Origin of the sequence: Escherichia sp. R1 (assembly GCF_003000935.1) — a bacterium.
In the GTDB taxonomy this organism is placed as follows: domain Bacteria; phylum Pseudomonadota; class Gammaproteobacteria; order Enterobacterales; family Enterobacteriaceae; genus Escherichia; species Escherichia coli.
In genome coordinates, this window is record NZ_PSRU01000015.1 from 20,822 (window position 1) to 34,310 (window position 13,489).

At 54.2% G+C, this 13,489-nt stretch carries 13 protein-coding genes; 2 read left to right on the top strand and 11 right to left on the bottom strand.

Annotation, left to right across the window (positions count from 1 at the left end):
* Window positions 1-21: 21 nt before the first annotated feature.
* The 3 genes from hypF to ascG form a co-directional block, all read right to left on the bottom strand.
* Window positions 22-2,274 carry a carbamoyltransferase HypF gene (gene hypF / locus C4F37_RS17835; RefSeq protein WP_001774025.1) on the bottom strand — a complete coding sequence of 751 codons (2,253 nt, stop codon included), beginning with the start codon at window positions 2,272-2,274 and terminating at the stop codon, window positions 22-24.
* Between the two features lie 152 nt (window positions 2,275-2,426).
* Window positions 2,427-2,954, bottom strand: a complete 528-nt coding sequence (hydN, locus tag C4F37_RS17840; protein ID WP_001078777.1) for an electron transport protein HydN — start codon at window positions 2,952-2,954, stop codon at window positions 2,427-2,429.
* A 148-nt stretch (window positions 2,955-3,102) separates the two neighbouring features.
* Window positions 3,103-4,113: a DNA-binding transcriptional regulator AscG gene (ascG, locus tag C4F37_RS17845; protein WP_001394680.1), complete on the bottom strand. Its 1,011-nt coding sequence runs from the start codon at window positions 4,111-4,113 to the stop codon at window positions 3,103-3,105.
* A 259-nt stretch (window positions 4,114-4,372) separates the two neighbouring features.
* On the opposite strand from ascG, the gene ascF reads away from it, so the two are divergent.
* The gene (gene ascF / locus C4F37_RS17850) at window positions 4,373-5,830 is read left to right on the top strand and encodes a PTS cellobiose/arbutin/salicin transporter subunit IIBC (protein ID WP_001107828.1); all 1,458 of its coding nucleotides are present in this window, start codon (window positions 4,373-4,375) and stop codon (window positions 5,828-5,830) included.
* Window positions 5,831-5,838: 8 nt separating this feature from the next.
* Complete coding sequence (gene ascB, locus C4F37_RS17855) at window positions 5,839-7,263, top strand: 6-phospho-beta-glucosidase AscB (protein ID WP_001774026.1); 1,425 nt, start codon at window positions 5,839-5,841, stop codon at window positions 7,261-7,263.
* A 97-nt stretch (window positions 7,264-7,360) separates the two neighbouring features.
* Here ascB and C4F37_RS17860 read toward each other — a convergent pair whose 3' ends face one another.
* The 8 genes from C4F37_RS17860 to hycD form a co-directional block, all read right to left on the bottom strand.
* A complete protein-coding gene (locus C4F37_RS17860; RefSeq protein WP_000126294.1) occupies window positions 7,361-7,780 on the bottom strand; it encodes a helix-turn-helix domain-containing protein in 420 nt (139 codons plus the stop codon).
* 70 nt (window positions 7,781-7,850) lie between these two features.
* Window positions 7,851-8,606: a hypothetical protein gene (locus tag C4F37_RS17865; RefSeq protein WP_023151096.1), complete on the bottom strand. Its 756-nt coding sequence runs from the start codon at window positions 8,604-8,606 to the stop codon at window positions 7,851-7,853.
* A gap of 42 nt (window positions 8,607-8,648) precedes the next feature.
* On the bottom strand, window positions 8,649-9,119 hold the full coding sequence (hycI, locus tag C4F37_RS17870; RefSeq protein ID WP_000132956.1) for a hydrogenase maturation peptidase HycI: 471 nt from the start codon (window positions 9,117-9,119) through the stop codon (window positions 8,649-8,651).
* Entirely contained in the window at window positions 9,112-9,522 is a 411-nt protein-coding gene (gene hycH / locus C4F37_RS17875) for a formate hydrogenlyase assembly protein HycH (RefSeq protein ID WP_001291913.1), read from the bottom strand. The genes hycI and hycH overlap by 8 nt, the downstream gene beginning before the upstream one ends.
* The gene (gene hycG, locus C4F37_RS17880; RefSeq protein WP_001774027.1) at window positions 9,519-10,286 is read right to left on the bottom strand and encodes a formate hydrogenlyase subunit HycG; all 768 of its coding nucleotides are present in this window, start codon (window positions 10,284-10,286) and stop codon (window positions 9,519-9,521) included. Before hycG ends, hycH begins: the two co-directional genes overlap by 4 nt.
* Window positions 10,286-10,828 (bottom strand): formate hydrogenlyase subunit HycF, encoded by a 543-nt coding sequence (gene hycF / locus C4F37_RS17885; RefSeq protein WP_000493797.1) that lies wholly within the window; start codon window positions 10,826-10,828, stop codon window positions 10,286-10,288. The genes hycG and hycF overlap by 1 nt, the downstream gene beginning before the upstream one ends.
* Before the next feature lie 9 nt (window positions 10,829-10,837).
* A complete protein-coding gene (gene hycE, locus C4F37_RS17890; protein ID WP_001288134.1) occupies window positions 10,838-12,547 on the bottom strand; it encodes a formate hydrogenlyase subunit HycE in 1,710 nt (569 codons plus the stop codon).
* Window positions 12,548-12,564: 17 nt separating this feature from the next.
* Window positions 12,565-13,488, bottom strand: coding sequence for a formate hydrogenlyase subunit HycD (gene hycD / locus C4F37_RS17895; RefSeq protein WP_000115226.1), 924 nt, complete (start codon window positions 13,486-13,488; stop codon window positions 12,565-12,567).
* Window position 13,489: the final 1 nt, after the last annotated feature.

The following is a 13,489-nucleotide window of genomic DNA, read 5'->3' on the forward strand; positions in this document are numbered from 1 at the left end:
GGTGTCCAAATGCAACACGTTTTATCCGTTCTGGACTTCACCCGCTAACCAACGCGCCGCAGCAATAACCCCCTGCCCCAGAGACAAACCGCCATCACCCGCCGGTAAACTCTGTGGAAAGAGCAATGTGAAATCAGCGAGATAATGCGCCAGACGTGCACGCAGCAAACGGTTATGAATAACCCCGCCGCTAAATACCAGCGTAGTGATACCACGCATCGTGGCCTGCTCACGCATCAACGCGGCAAAACCCTGCGCCAGCGCATCATGAAACGCCCACGCGCGTTGATTAACCGGTGCCTGCCAGTTCAGCCACTGCTGCCAGAAAGTGGCGAGATCCAGTTGATTGTCCACCCGCGGCATTGTCACCGGATGCGTCACTCCGTGGCATGAGGCTGCGAGCGCCTCCAGAGCACAAGCCGCTTCACCTTCATAACTTAACGTGGCTGGCGCACAGCCCAGTGCCGCCGCCACTGCATCGAAAAAACGCCCACACGATGACGCCAGCGGCGCGTTAATTCCACGCTCAATGGCCCGCGCCAGCACGCTCCAGTTTTGCTGTTGCACACTTGCTGTTTCAGAGTAATTCTGCCACTCCGGCACAAAGCGCAGGCACTGCGCCAGCAGGTTTCGCCACGGCTGCTTCGCTGCCAAATCGCCACCCGGAAGCGCCACTGCAGGCAAGCCGCCCAGGTGCTCACATTCGCGATAGTTCACCCGCAGGCACTCGCCGCCCCACAAAGCGCCGTTCTCCCCCATACCGATACCGTCGAGCGTCAAAGCAATGACATCACCGCCATCCAGCGGCCACTGATGCTCTGCCAGACACGCCGCTGCATGGGCATGATGATGCAGTACCGTTTGCGTCGGCAGATTCATTTCACGCGCCCACTGGCTGGAGACATAGCCCGGATGCGCGTCATGCACAACGTATTGCGGGGTAAAATCGTAGATGTTTTGCATCAGGCGTAACGCTTCGCGCCACTGCATCTGGATGCCATCGTCACTTAAATCGCCCAGATGCTGACTCAACACCGCTTGTTCACCGCGCACCAGGCAGAAGGTATTTTTCAGATCCGCGCCGAGACACAGCACAGGCGGAACATTTTTAAAGCCCGGAGGCAAAGCCAGCGCATCCGGCACATACCCCCGCGAACGGCGCAGCATTTCGCCGCTTTCGCGCACCACCGAATCATCCATCCGCTGCACGATGTCGCGGTTATGTATCAAGAATCCGTCGGCAATGCCCTGCAAATCCGCCAGCGCCTGTTCGTTGCTGATAGCTGGTGGTTTACCGCTCAGGTTGCCGGAGGTCATCACCAGCGGGCATTGCAGTTCCTGTAACAGCAAATGCTGGAGCGGGTTCGCAGGCAACATTACCCCGACTTCGTTAAGGTCAGGGGCGATATCATCACAAAGCTCAGGAACGTATTTTTTATCCACCAGCACAATCGGCGCGGCGGGCGTGGTAAGCAACTGGCGCGCAGCGTCTGGTAAACCGTCAGCCACTGGCAACATGACCGCCAGCGGTTTCGCCGGGCGATGTTTGCGCGCCCGAAGTGTCGCCACCGCGTTACTGTTACGTGCATCGCAGGCAAGATGAAATCCGCCAATCCCTTTGATGGCGACAATTTTGCCCATTTTTAACTGTGCGATAGCTGCCTGTAATGCCGCCTCTTGTTCCGCATGTTCACCATGACTTACCCATTCAAGATGCGGGCCACACTCCGGGCAGGCCACCGGCTGGGCGTGGAAGCGACGATCGAGCGGGTCACGGTACTCTTTGTCACAGGCCGGACATAGCGGAAACGCCGCCATCACGGTAAACGGGCGGTCGTAAGGCATGGCGCGAATAATGGTGAAACGCGGGCCGCAGTGGGTACAGTTGATAAACGGATAACGATAACGCCGTTCGCCTGGGGTATTCATTTCGGCAAGGCAAGCAGGGCAAGTAGCGGCATCGGGAACAATTTGCGTATTCATGGTGCCGCCTGTGCTCTGGCGTATAGTGAACTCGGTGGGCAGTTGTGACCAGATAAACGGCTCACGCTCGACGCTATCAATACGCGCCAGCGGCGGGCAGTGCTGATGCAATTGAACAAGAAACGTTTCCGGGTCTTCCCGCAGCCGGACTTCTACGCCATCGCCGTCATTACAGACATCGCCGTGAAGATTTAATTGCTGTGCCAGCTGCCAGACAAACGGACGAAAACCGACGCCCTGCACTTTGCCACGAATACGCAGTTGGACACCGCAAGATGTGTTTTTTGCCATTGAGTTATTCCCGCCATCATGAATTGCGTAACCCGCCCTGCCGGACACGACAGCGTCGCATCCGGCAGTCACAGGTCGGCGATACCGCCCGCTCCGTATTCTACGAATATTTCCGGGAATTCCTTTGATACCAGAACAGTTCTGTAAGATTTTTAGAACATCAGCGCCGTACGGCGGCGTTTTTCTGCGCTCAGTTGTTCAAGTTTATTACGATCGACACAAATCAGCGCATGAGTCGGGCAAGCCGCCATACACGCCGGGCCGTCTTCACGATGGTTGCACAGGTCGCATTTATTGGCTTCGGCTTTGTCAGCCCGTACATTCAGACCCGCGCCGCTGTTGCGGATCACCGGACGTACCACCACTTCCATCGCACCATATGGGCAAGCCACAACGCAGGTTTTGCAACCAATGCAACGTTCCTGCATCACATGAACAAACCCTTTATCACGGCTGATAGCACCATTCGGGCAGACGTTAGCGCACGGTGCATCTTCACACTGACGGCAAACTGTCGCCGTGGAAATGTTCACACCTTTAATGACATGGATACGCGGTAAAAAAGTTTCCGGGGTCAGCGATGCACAGTCCTGATTTTCCTGATGAGAAACCACGCACGCTACTTCACAGGTACGGCAACCAATACATTTACTCGCGTCAGCAATGATGAAACGGTTCATCAAATTCTCCAGCAATGACAGTTAATGCGCCGATACATTCACAAATCATGCCAGTTTTTAATTTACTGTTATTTAAGGAAATTAATTTCTGTAATGCAGGAAAAACGATGTCATCGACACTAGTGACGATGACATGTGATGACAATGTTTATCGCGAAGGAGCAATGAGTGAGTCGCGGCGGATCAGTTTTCCGCTGAAGGTTTTCGGCGGTGAGAAATCCCCGCCATCGAGCATAAAAATCAGCCGTCCAATAATTTCCTGAATCATCTCAGTCACCGGAATTTTTACGCTGGAGAGCGCCGGAACGGTGTAGGGGGCAATAGCGATATCATCGAATCCGATAACTGACACCTGCTCTGGCACCGCTACGCCGCGCTCGTGTAACGCTTTCATCGCACCTATCGCCATATCGTCGTTACTGGCAACTAACGCGCTAAATTTAGCCCCACGTTCGAGCAACATTTCTACCCCTTCGGCCCCGCTGGCAGGCGTCCATTTACCGTTAGCGATAAGTTTTTCATTGAGCGCAATACCATGCTGCGCCAGCGCGTCTTTATACCCGGCAAGACGTTCAATGCTGGTGGGGGAATCCATCGAGCCGGTAAGGAAAGCAATCTCCTGATGCCCGGCGTTTATCAACTCTGCCACGGCGTTAAAACTGGTCTGTTTATGATCGCACCAGACGCTATGGCTGCTGTTTTTGCGCAGGCGGCGATTAAGCACCATTATCGGCTGACTGTGCGCGTCAATGATGTCATCGATCTCATCCACGCTTAAAAAACGCGGGTAAATCATGATCGCGTCGCAGCGCAGATCCAGCAGATACTGAATCGCCTGGCGCTCTTCTTCTGCGCTGTGTTTACCATCTGCCAATAGCAACTGCCGCCCTTTCTCTTCCGCCATTCGCGCGGCATGAAAGAGTAATTCACTAAAATAAATGCCGTGGTAAAGCGTGTTGGTCACTACCAGCCCCAGCGTCTGAGTACTCTTCGCCGACAGATTGCGCGCCAGCAAGTTTGGACGGTAACCGCTCTCTTCTACCGCCTGAAACACGCGATCTTTAGTCTCCTGGCTGACGTAGCCATTACCTGAAAGCACGCGGGAAACGGTCGCTTTTGAAACCCCGGCGCGCTTCGCCACTTCCAGCATCGTCGTCATCATTTTCATCCCTTTACACGCAATCAACGCAGTGTACTGCACCGTTTGCCGATTGTCCTTGCACAATCGGCGGGAAAAATATTCAGGTGACCGGTTTCACAAATATAAAAAATGAACAATTCACTCTCTTGCTTATTTAGTGACAACTATTCATGATTTTGTGAAACCGGTTTCTTAATTCCGTTTCAGCATCGGCATTTTTCCGTCACGTCGACTGATAACAACTACATCTACCCTACTGATAACAGGATAAAATCCGATGGCCAAAAATTATGCGGCGCTGGCACGCTCGGTGATAGCGGCACTGGGCGGCGTTGATAACATCTCGGCGGTCACGCACTGTATGACGCGGTTGCGCTTTGTTATCAAAGATGATGCACTTATCGACAGCCCGACGTTAAAAACCATCCCCGGCGTGCTCGGCGTGGTACGTAGTGACAACCAGTGTCAGGTGATTATCGGCAATACCGTTTCACAAGCCTTTCAGGAAGTCGTCAGCCTGCTGCCGGGAGATATGCAGCCCGCACAGCCCGTGGGTAAACCCAAACTCACGCTACGTCGCATTGGTGCGGGGATCCTCGATGCGCTGATCGGCACCATGTCACCGCTGATCCCGGCGATTATCGGCGGATCGATGGTCAAACTGCTGGCAATGATCCTCGAGATGAGCGGCGTGCTGACAAAAGGATCGCCGACCTTAACCATTCTGAATGTGATTGGTGACGGTGCTTTCTTCTTCCTGCCGCTGATGGTCGCGGCATCTGCCGCCATCAAATTTAAAACCAATATGTCGCTGGCGATTGCCATCGCGGGTGTGCTGGTACATCCGAGTTTTATTGAACTGATGGCGAAAGCGGCCCAGGGTGAACATGTCGAATTTGCCCTGATTCCGGTCACCGCGGTGAAATACACCTACACGGTGATCCCGGCGCTGGTGATGACCTGGTGCCTGTCATATATCGAACGCTGGGTGGACAGCATTACACCGGCGGTGACCAAAAACTTCCTCAAACCAATGCTGATTGTGTTGATTGCCGCACCGCTGGCAATCCTGCTGATTGGCCCGATTGGTATCTGGATCGGTAGCGCCATTTCGGCGCTGGTTTACACCATTCATGGTTATCTGGGCTGGCTTTCAGTCGCCATTATGGGCGCGCTGTGGCCTCTGCTGGTAATGACCGGGATGCACCGCGTCTTTACGCCAACCATCATTCAGACCATTGCCGAAACCGGCAAAGAAGGGATGGTCATGCCGTCAGAGATCGGCGCTAACCTGTCGCTGGGCGGTTCATCACTGGCAGTGGCGTGGAAAACGAAAAACCCGGAACTGCGTCAGACGGCGCTGGCTGCGGCGGCATCAGCCATTATGGCGGGGATTTCCGAACCGGCGTTATATGGCGTGGCGATCCGCCTGAAACGTCCGCTTATCGCCAGTCTTATCAGCGGTTTTATTTGCGGCGCGGTTGCCGGTATGGCGGGGCTTGCCAGCCACTCAATGGCAGCGCCGGGGCTATTTACCAGCGTGCAGTTCTTCGATCCGGCGAATCCAATGAGCATCGTCTGGGTGTTCGCGGTCATGGCGCTGGCGGTGGTGCTGTCGTTTATCCTCACACTGTTGCTCGGCTTTGAGGATATTCCTGTTGAGGAAGCGGCTGCCCAGGCGCGAAAGTATCAGAGCGTACAACCGACCGTCGCCAAAGAAGTAAGTCTTAATTGAGGATGAAAATGTCAGTATTTCCAGAAAGTTTTTTATGGGGCGGCGCGCTTGCCGCCAACCAGTCTGAAGGTGCGTTCCGTGAAGGTGACAAAGGTCTGACCACTGTCGATATGATCCCACACGGCGAGCATCGAATGGCGGTGAAACTGGGGCTGGAAAAACGTTTTCAGTTGCGAGATGACGAGTTTTATCCCAGCCATGAGGCGACGGATTTTTATCATCGTTATAAAGAAGATATCGCCCTGATGGCAGAGATGGGATTCAAGGTTTTCCGTACCTCAATTGCCTGGAGCCGTCTCTTTCCGCAGGGCGATGAAATCACGCCCAATCAGCAGGGCATTGCTTTTTATCGTTCTGTCTTTGAAGAGTGTAAAAAGTACGGTATCGAACCGCTGGTCACGTTGTGCCACTTCGATGTGCCGATGCATCTGGTCACCGAATATGGCTCCTGGCGTAACCGCAAGCTGGTGGAGTTTTTCAGCCGCTACGCCAGAACCTGCTTTGAAGCATTTGATGGTCTGGTGAAATACTGGCTTACCTTCAATGAAATCAACATTATGTTGCATAGCCCGTTCTCCGGCGCGGGTCTGGTGTTTGAAGAAGGGGAAAATCAGGATCAGATGAAATATCAGGCTGCGCATCACCAGCTGGTTGCCAGTGCGCTAGCCACCAAAATCGCCCATGAGGTTAACCCGCAAAATCAGGTGGGTTGTATGCTGGCGGGCGGTAACTTCTACCCTTACAGCTGCAAGCCGGAAGATGTCTGGGCGGCGCTGGAGAAAGATCGGGAAAACCTGTTTTTTATCGATGTGCAGGCGCGGGGCGCGTATCCGGCTTACTCTGCCCGCGTATTCCGCGAAAAAGGGGTAACCATCGACAAAGCACCGGGCGATGATGAGATCCTGAAAAACACCGTCGATTTTGTCTCTTTCAGCTATTACGCCTCGCGCTGCGCCTCGGCGGAGATGAACGCCAACAACTGCAGTGCGGCGAACGTGGTGAAATCGCTGCGTAACCCGTATCTGCAAGTGAGCGACTGGGGCTGGGGTATTGATCCACTCGGTCTGCGTATCACCATGAATATGATGTACGACCGTTATCAGAAGCCACTGTTTCTGGTGGAAAACGGCCTGGGCGCAAAAGATGAATTTGCTGCCAATGGCGAAATTAACGACGACTATCGCATCAGCTATTTACGCGAACATATCCGCGCAATGGGCGAAGCGATTGCAGACGGCATTCCGCTGATGGGCTACACCACATGGGGCTGTATTGATTTAGTTTCCGCCTCTACGGGTGAAATGAGCAAACGCTACGGTTTTGTCTACGTAGACCGTGACGACGCAGGCAACGGCACGCTGACGCGCACGCGTAAGAAATCGTTCTGGTGGTATAAAAAAGTGATTGCCAGTAATGGTGAAGATTTAGAGTAAGTAACCGTGCCGGATGCGGCGTGAACGCCTTATCCGGCCTACAAGGCCCGATAAGCGTTGCGCATCGGGCAATCTTGGGTTTGGCATCAGTCAAAAATCAAAGAAACCATTCCGGCTTAACGCCAAATCGGGCTGAAAGTGCCTTAATGTGGGATATCGTCAGGGATCGTTGTCCAGACAAGATCTGGCTGACCAGGGATTTAGAGCCGATTTCGTTCTTCAAATCCGCATAGGTCAGATTATGTTGATCAATCAGCGTACGAAGTAACGCCACGCCAACCGGCATTGCTGCAACGGCTTTGTCGAACTCTGCAAACTTTTCGTTATTGTTTTCATATTCTGCAATGCGGCTCGCCAGAAAGTCGATAAGTGGATTGGTGTCATCTTCTTCAATCAAATATTCGACCAGTTCCAGTGCTTCACGATAATCATCTTCTGAGTCACTGCCTCCCAGAAAGGGGACTGCATTGACCAGTTCTCTTGTTGCTTTAACAGCGCGTGCAGCATTAGCAGTCATTCTTTGTTCTCTCTGTAGTAACGTGACATCTGTCTACACATAATCCCCCTCATAGCTACTCTGCCAAAAGTCAGAGCTGGTTCACCCCATCAAGAACATCCCCCTTTATCAAGCAACGCTGCGTCAGCACCAGATCTTCCGATTGCGGGTCGCGCCCGGCGATGGGTTTGAGGACGAGTTTACGGTTGGGGGTATAAGTAAAACGCGTGAGCGCGGGATAGCTTAACTTGCCAAACCAGCCGTGAACACGCTGCCATTTGGCGTCTTTTACCTGATACAGACTGGTTATCCAGTAACCGGAATCAAACTGCATATCCAGCAATTGCGTGTGGCCATTCCTTTGTAAATCCAGCAAATCATCAATGCCAGTTTCACTTGCGGTATAAAAACTATCGGACTGAAAAACACACGGGCGACCTTGCTGATTAAAGGTCATCAGAATCAAAAACGCGTTAGGTGCCAGACCATTTCCTGAAATACCCCGCCAGATAACCAGATCCTGAATGCCGTTACGATCAAGATCGGCACGGTAAAGTTGCGCATTACCCGCCATATTTTGCAGCACCCCCACAGGCACAGACCCGGATTTACCGGCGCGATCTTTACCGTTCAATTGCCATTCACTATCATCATTTGGCATCTTTTCAAGCGTCACGCCAGCAACGCCAACTTTTCTAAAATGCCAGTTTTGCTCGGCATCATAAGGCATGGTCAGGAGAGGTTTCAGCGCCCGCTTTTGCGCGTATTCGCTGTCACTCATCGGCAGATATTCGGTAAAGCTGGTGGCCTGTGCAGGCAGCACTAAGCTCAATAAAAAAGCGCACATCCCTGTTCTGATGTTCAATTCCCTGAATTCCTTACTGAAAAACTACTCTTCTTCCGCCGCTAACTGCGCGAAGCCGCCATTTCCTTCCCAGCCTTCCAGCCGCTGATACACCGTTTCCACCGCATCTTTAATCTGCTGAGTCATCGGGTAGTAAAAGCCGACGATATCCGGCTGGATGCCAAGGAAAATCACTTCGCCAATATCTTCTTTCAACTGGTCGATAAGATAGTTCAGCGGCATGTTATGGGTAGTCATCATAAACATCTCGGCGATGTCAGCCGGGTCGATGATGCGGATCTCGCCAGGGTTTAGCCCCATATCCGTGGCGTCGACAATAAGCAGCCGTGTCGGGCGCAGTTCGCGGATAGCGACAATGTCGTTTTCCGGTGCGCTACCGCCGTCAATCACTACCCAGTTACCTTTCGGCGCGGCAGCGCACTTTTCCGCCAGTAGCGGGCCTGCGCCATCATCACCCATCATGCTATTGCCAACACAGAGTAAAACGTCAGTCACGCAGTCTCCTCACCATCAAATAGATGGCGTTTTCCTGATGAATATCATGCAGCATACTTAACAGCATTGTACTCCATTCCTTCTGCTGCGAAGTTTGCGCTGCCCGGGCTTTATCGAATGCGTTGGCCAGCATCGGCACATGGTTAATGTCGATGACGATCTCACCATATTTCGGCACGCCTTCCATTTTGCGGCGGGCTTCGCTGCCCGCCTCCAGAGTGGCAATCCATGCCAGATAGTCATCCCACGGGCAGGTAAGCGCCGCTTCCAGGCAATCGATAACCCCAAGGTGGTGACCAATCGCCAGGCTGTAATAGACCACCTGCTGCGCCTCGGCGGGCGTAGCATCGTTCTCATCAATGAATTTACGGCTCAGTTGACTGAACACCACCTTTTCACTCATCGGATACGCGCCTCTTCAACAACATGATTCAGATGGCTGACAATCTCGTTCAGACGCGGATCGTTTTCCGCTTCCAGCCAGCGTGCAACCTGTTCTTCGCCCTGCCCTAATTGCGTCAGGAAATCATCGGCAATCTGGCGACCGTAACGATAACCCGCCAGGCGGCGTGCTTCGCGATCCACTTTCACGCGCAGCGGCTGCACCATATCGCCATGCAGGATCTCCGCCGGTTGTTCATCCTGCTCACCCGGCCCACGGGCGTGGATTTTCTGCTCCAGCAGGCCGAGCGCCATCGCAAAGCCGTACAGCGTGGCGGCAGGCGTTGGCGGGCAGCCAGGGATATAAACATCCACTGGAACGATTTTATCCGTACCGCCCCACACGCAGTAGAGATCGTGGAAGATCCCGCCACTGTTACCGCAGGCACCGTAGGAGATACAGATTTTCGGGTCCGGCGCGGACTGCCACGCACGCAGCGCAGGGGATCGCATTGCACGGGTGGCCGCGCCGGTAAACAGTAAAATATCCGCATGACGCGGTGACGGAACGACTTTAATGCCGAAGCGTTCTGCATCGAACAGCGGCGAAAGCGTGGCGAAAATTTCGATTTCGCAACCGTTACAGCCGCCGCAGTCCACGCGATAAACGTAGGCAGAACGTTTGATTTTTTTCAGTAACGACGCCTTCATGCTGGCGATGGATTCATCCACCGTCATCGGGACCGGAATGCCGTTGGCGTCACGGGGGCCTAATAAATTGCTCATCAGATGGCCTCTTTCATATGGCGAGTCAGTTCAATACGGTCGGACGGCACCAGGCATTTCTGGCGCTTACATTCCGGGCAAGTCTCAAAGCTTTCGCGGTGGTTTTCCGCGCGGCTGTCACCGTTGTGCTTAAGCAGCGCAATGGCGTAGTCGATCTCTTTCTGGACGGCGAAAGGACGATTGCAGACGCGGCAGTTGCACAGCGCGAAGCGGGACTGTTGCAGGAAGTCTTCTTTCTTCCACACCGCCAGTTCGTACTCTTGCGACAGCTTAATCGCCGCTGTCGGGCAGACTTCTTCGCAGCGCCCACAGAAGATGCAGCGCCCAAGGTCAAACTGCCACGCCAGCTCACCAGTGGCGAGGTCGGTTTCAACCGTTAAGGCGTTTGACGGGCAGGCATTGACGCAAGCCGCACAGCCAATGCACTGCTGCGGGTTCTGCTCTGGCTTACCACGGAAGTTTTTATCAACCGCAATCGGCTCCAGCGGATAAGACGAAGTCGCCGTGCCGGTTTTGATGACTTTTTTGATAAAGGTAAACATGGCGATTCCTTATTTCAGCGGCGAGTTTTTACGCTCAATGCTGTAGCGCTCAAGTTCTTTGTACGGCACCACTTTGCTCTTCTTCTTACGTACATCGACCACGGTCATGCGGTCGGTACAGGAGTAGCAAGGGTCCAGGCTACCGATAATCAGCGGCGCATCGGAAACGGTGTTGCCGCGCAGCATATAACGCAGGGTCGGCCAGTTCGCGTAGGTCGCCGCACGGCAGCGCCAGCGGTACAGCTTCTGGTTGTCGCCGGTCATGCTCCAGTGGATATCGTCGCCGCGCGGCGCTTCGGCAAAGCCCAGCGCGAAACGGTGCGGAATGTAGGTAAAGCCTTCCACCATCAGCGGGCCGCCCGGCAGGTTATCCAGACCGTAATCGATCATATTCAGCGCGGTATAGACTTCGTTGATACGCACTTTCAGACGGGAAATAACGTCGCAGCCCTGCTCGCTGTGGACTTCCATTGGCAGCAGGCCATAACCAACAAACGGGTGATCGGCACGGGTATCACGGGCGTGACCGCTGGCACGAACCATCGGGCCAACGTTACTGAAGTCGCGAGCGATTTCCGGGTCCAGACGACCAATGCCGACGGTGCGTTGTTCCATGTTCGGTGTGCTCAGCAGCACATCCACCAGCTCCTGCACTTCACGACGCATCTGTTGTGCCAGCTGGCGGGTCTGGATCATGTCGTCTTTCAGCAGATCGCGACGAATCCCGCCGATCAGGTTCAGGCCGTAGGTTTTACGTGCACCGGTAAGGATCTCTGCCATTTTCATGGAGGTTTCACGCACGCGGAAGAACTGCATAAAGCCGGAGTCGAAGCCGGTAAAGTGACAGGCCAGGCCGAGATTGAGCAGATGCGAGTGCAGGCGTTCTACCTCCAGCAGAATGGCGCGGATCATCTGCGCGCGTTCTGGCACCTGAATACCCATCGCGTTTTCCACCGACGTGGTATAGGCGGTGCTGTGAGCAAAGCCGCAGATCCCGCACACACGGTCAGAGAGGAAGGTCACTTCGTTGTAACCCATACGGGTTTCCGCCAGTTTTTCCATGCCGCGATGGACGTAGAACAGGCGGTAGTCGGCGTCGATAATGTTTTCACCATCGACGAACAGACGGAAGTGACCCGGTTCGTCAGAAGTGACGTGCAGGGGACCAATCGGCACGACGTTGTTTTTCTTGTCGCCCAGTTCGTTGATGAACTCGTAGGTTTCAGCATCGGTAGTCGGTGCCGGACGCTGACGATAATCCATGCTGTCTTTACGCAGAGGATAAAGTTCATCCGGCCAGTCATCCGGCAGCACCAGACGACGTTCATCCGGCAGACCAACCGGAATCAAACCGTACATATCGCGCACTTCACGCTCGCCCCACACCGCCGCCGGAACGCGCGGCGTCACGGAAGGATACTCCGGTTTGTTGGCGTCAACTTCGACGCGAACCGTTACCCAACACTTGGTGCCCTTCTCCATCGACAGCACGTAATAAACGGCGTAATGACCATTCAGTTTGCGTTCGTCGTTACCAAACAGCACCGACAGCCAACCCCCTTGTTTGTAGTAGAGAAACTCCACCACTTCCGGCAGGTAGTTCACCTTCACGGTGACGGTTAGCTGATCTTTGGTCTGCCAGGCGTGGTCCAGCACGACGCCAGGAAATGCCTCATTCAGCGCGGCGAGATAATGTTGACCTAATTTTTCTTCAGACATGCTCAAACTCTCTTTAATCACGCCGCCAGCAAGGAGACGAACGCTAAAAATGCAAAGCCAAACCCGGCCCAGGTAATGCGCGGAGTAATATCAAGACGCAGACGGGCCATGCTGTTTTCGAACAGCGCGATAACCAGGACGCCAACCACCAGTTTGACGATGGCAATCACCAGCGCCAGCAGCAGCCCACCGACGGTGAAGGTTTCCATTTGTCCCCACGGAATAAACACCCCGACGAACATCTGCAACACCACCAGCTGTTTCAGGCTGATGCCCCATTTCATGACGCCAAAGCCGCTGCCGCTATACTCAGAGAGCGGACCTTCCTGCAACTCCTGCTCGGCTTCCGCCAGGTCGAACGGCAGTTTGCCCATTTCGATAAAGGTGGCGAACGCACAGGCACAAAGCGCCAGCACCAGCGGGATGCTCTGGCTCAGTGGCCAGTGATAAACGGTGTCGGTGATGTTGCTGATGTTGGTGGAACCGGCAACCTGTGCGGCGACCCACAGACCAAGCAGCAACATCGGTTCAACCAACACGCCAAGCATCGCTTCACGGCTCGCGCCGATAGCGGTAAACGGGCTACCAGTATCCAGACCAGAAATGGCAAAGAAGAAACGCGCGATGGCGAAGAGATACAGTAAGGTGATCAAATCGCCAAGTTGCGGCAGCGGAGAACCGACGGTCACCACCGGCAGCGCAGTGGCGATAGTCAGCATGACGCCCACCATCACATACGGCGTCAGGCGGAACACCCAGCCGGAGGCATCCGGGCCAACGCTCTGGCGGCCCAGCAGTTTGATAATGTCGCGATACTCCTGCAACACGCCCGGCCCGCGACGGTTATGCAGACGGGCACGCGCCACACGGGTAATACCGGAGAGCAGCGGCGCAACGGCAAATAGCACCAGCGCCTGAATTAACGGATATAAAACACTCATT

What these genes read in the sequence shown, in the direction of transcription:
- hypF (WP_001774025.1), bottom strand. Translation starts at nt 2,274, where the DNA reads ATGGCAAAAAACACATCTTGCGGTGTCCAACTGCGTATTCGTGGCAAA.
- hydN (WP_001078777.1), bottom strand. Translation starts at nt 2,954, where the DNA reads ATGAACCGTTTCATCATTGCTGACGCGAGTAAATGTATTGGTTGCCGT.
- ascG (WP_001394680.1), bottom strand. Translation starts at nt 4,113, where the DNA reads ATGACGACGATGCTGGAAGTGGCGAAGCGCGCCGGGGTTTCAAAAGCG.
- ascF (WP_001107828.1), top strand. Translation starts at nt 4,373, where the DNA reads ATGGCCAAAAATTATGCGGCGCTGGCACGCTCGGTGATAGCGGCACTG.
- ascB (WP_001774026.1), top strand. Translation starts at nt 5,839, where the DNA reads ATGTCAGTATTTCCAGAAAGTTTTTTATGGGGCGGCGCGCTTGCCGCC.
- C4F37_RS17860 (WP_000126294.1), bottom strand. Translation starts at nt 7,780, where the DNA reads ATGACTGCTAATGCTGCACGCGCTGTTAAAGCAACAAGAGAACTGGTC.
- C4F37_RS17865 (WP_023151096.1), bottom strand. Translation starts at nt 8,606, where the DNA reads ATGTGCGCTTTTTTATTGAGCTTAGTGCTGCCTGCACAGGCCACCAGC.
- hycH (WP_001291913.1), bottom strand. Translation starts at nt 9,522, where the DNA reads ATGAGTGAAAAGGTGGTGTTCAGTCAACTGAGCCGTAAATTCATTGAT.
- hycG (WP_001774027.1), bottom strand. Translation starts at nt 10,286, where the DNA reads ATGAGCAATTTATTAGGCCCCCGTGACGCCAACGGCATTCCGGTCCCG.
- hycF (WP_000493797.1), bottom strand. Translation starts at nt 10,828, where the DNA reads ATGTTTACCTTTATCAAAAAAGTCATCAAAACCGGCACGGCGACTTCG.
- hycE (WP_001288134.1), bottom strand. Translation starts at nt 12,547, where the DNA reads ATGTCTGAAGAAAAATTAGGTCAACATTATCTCGCCGCGCTGAATGAG.
- hycD (WP_000115226.1), bottom strand. Translation starts at nt 13,488, where the DNA reads ATGAGTGTTTTATATCCGTTAATTCAGGCGCTGGTGCTATTTGCCGTT.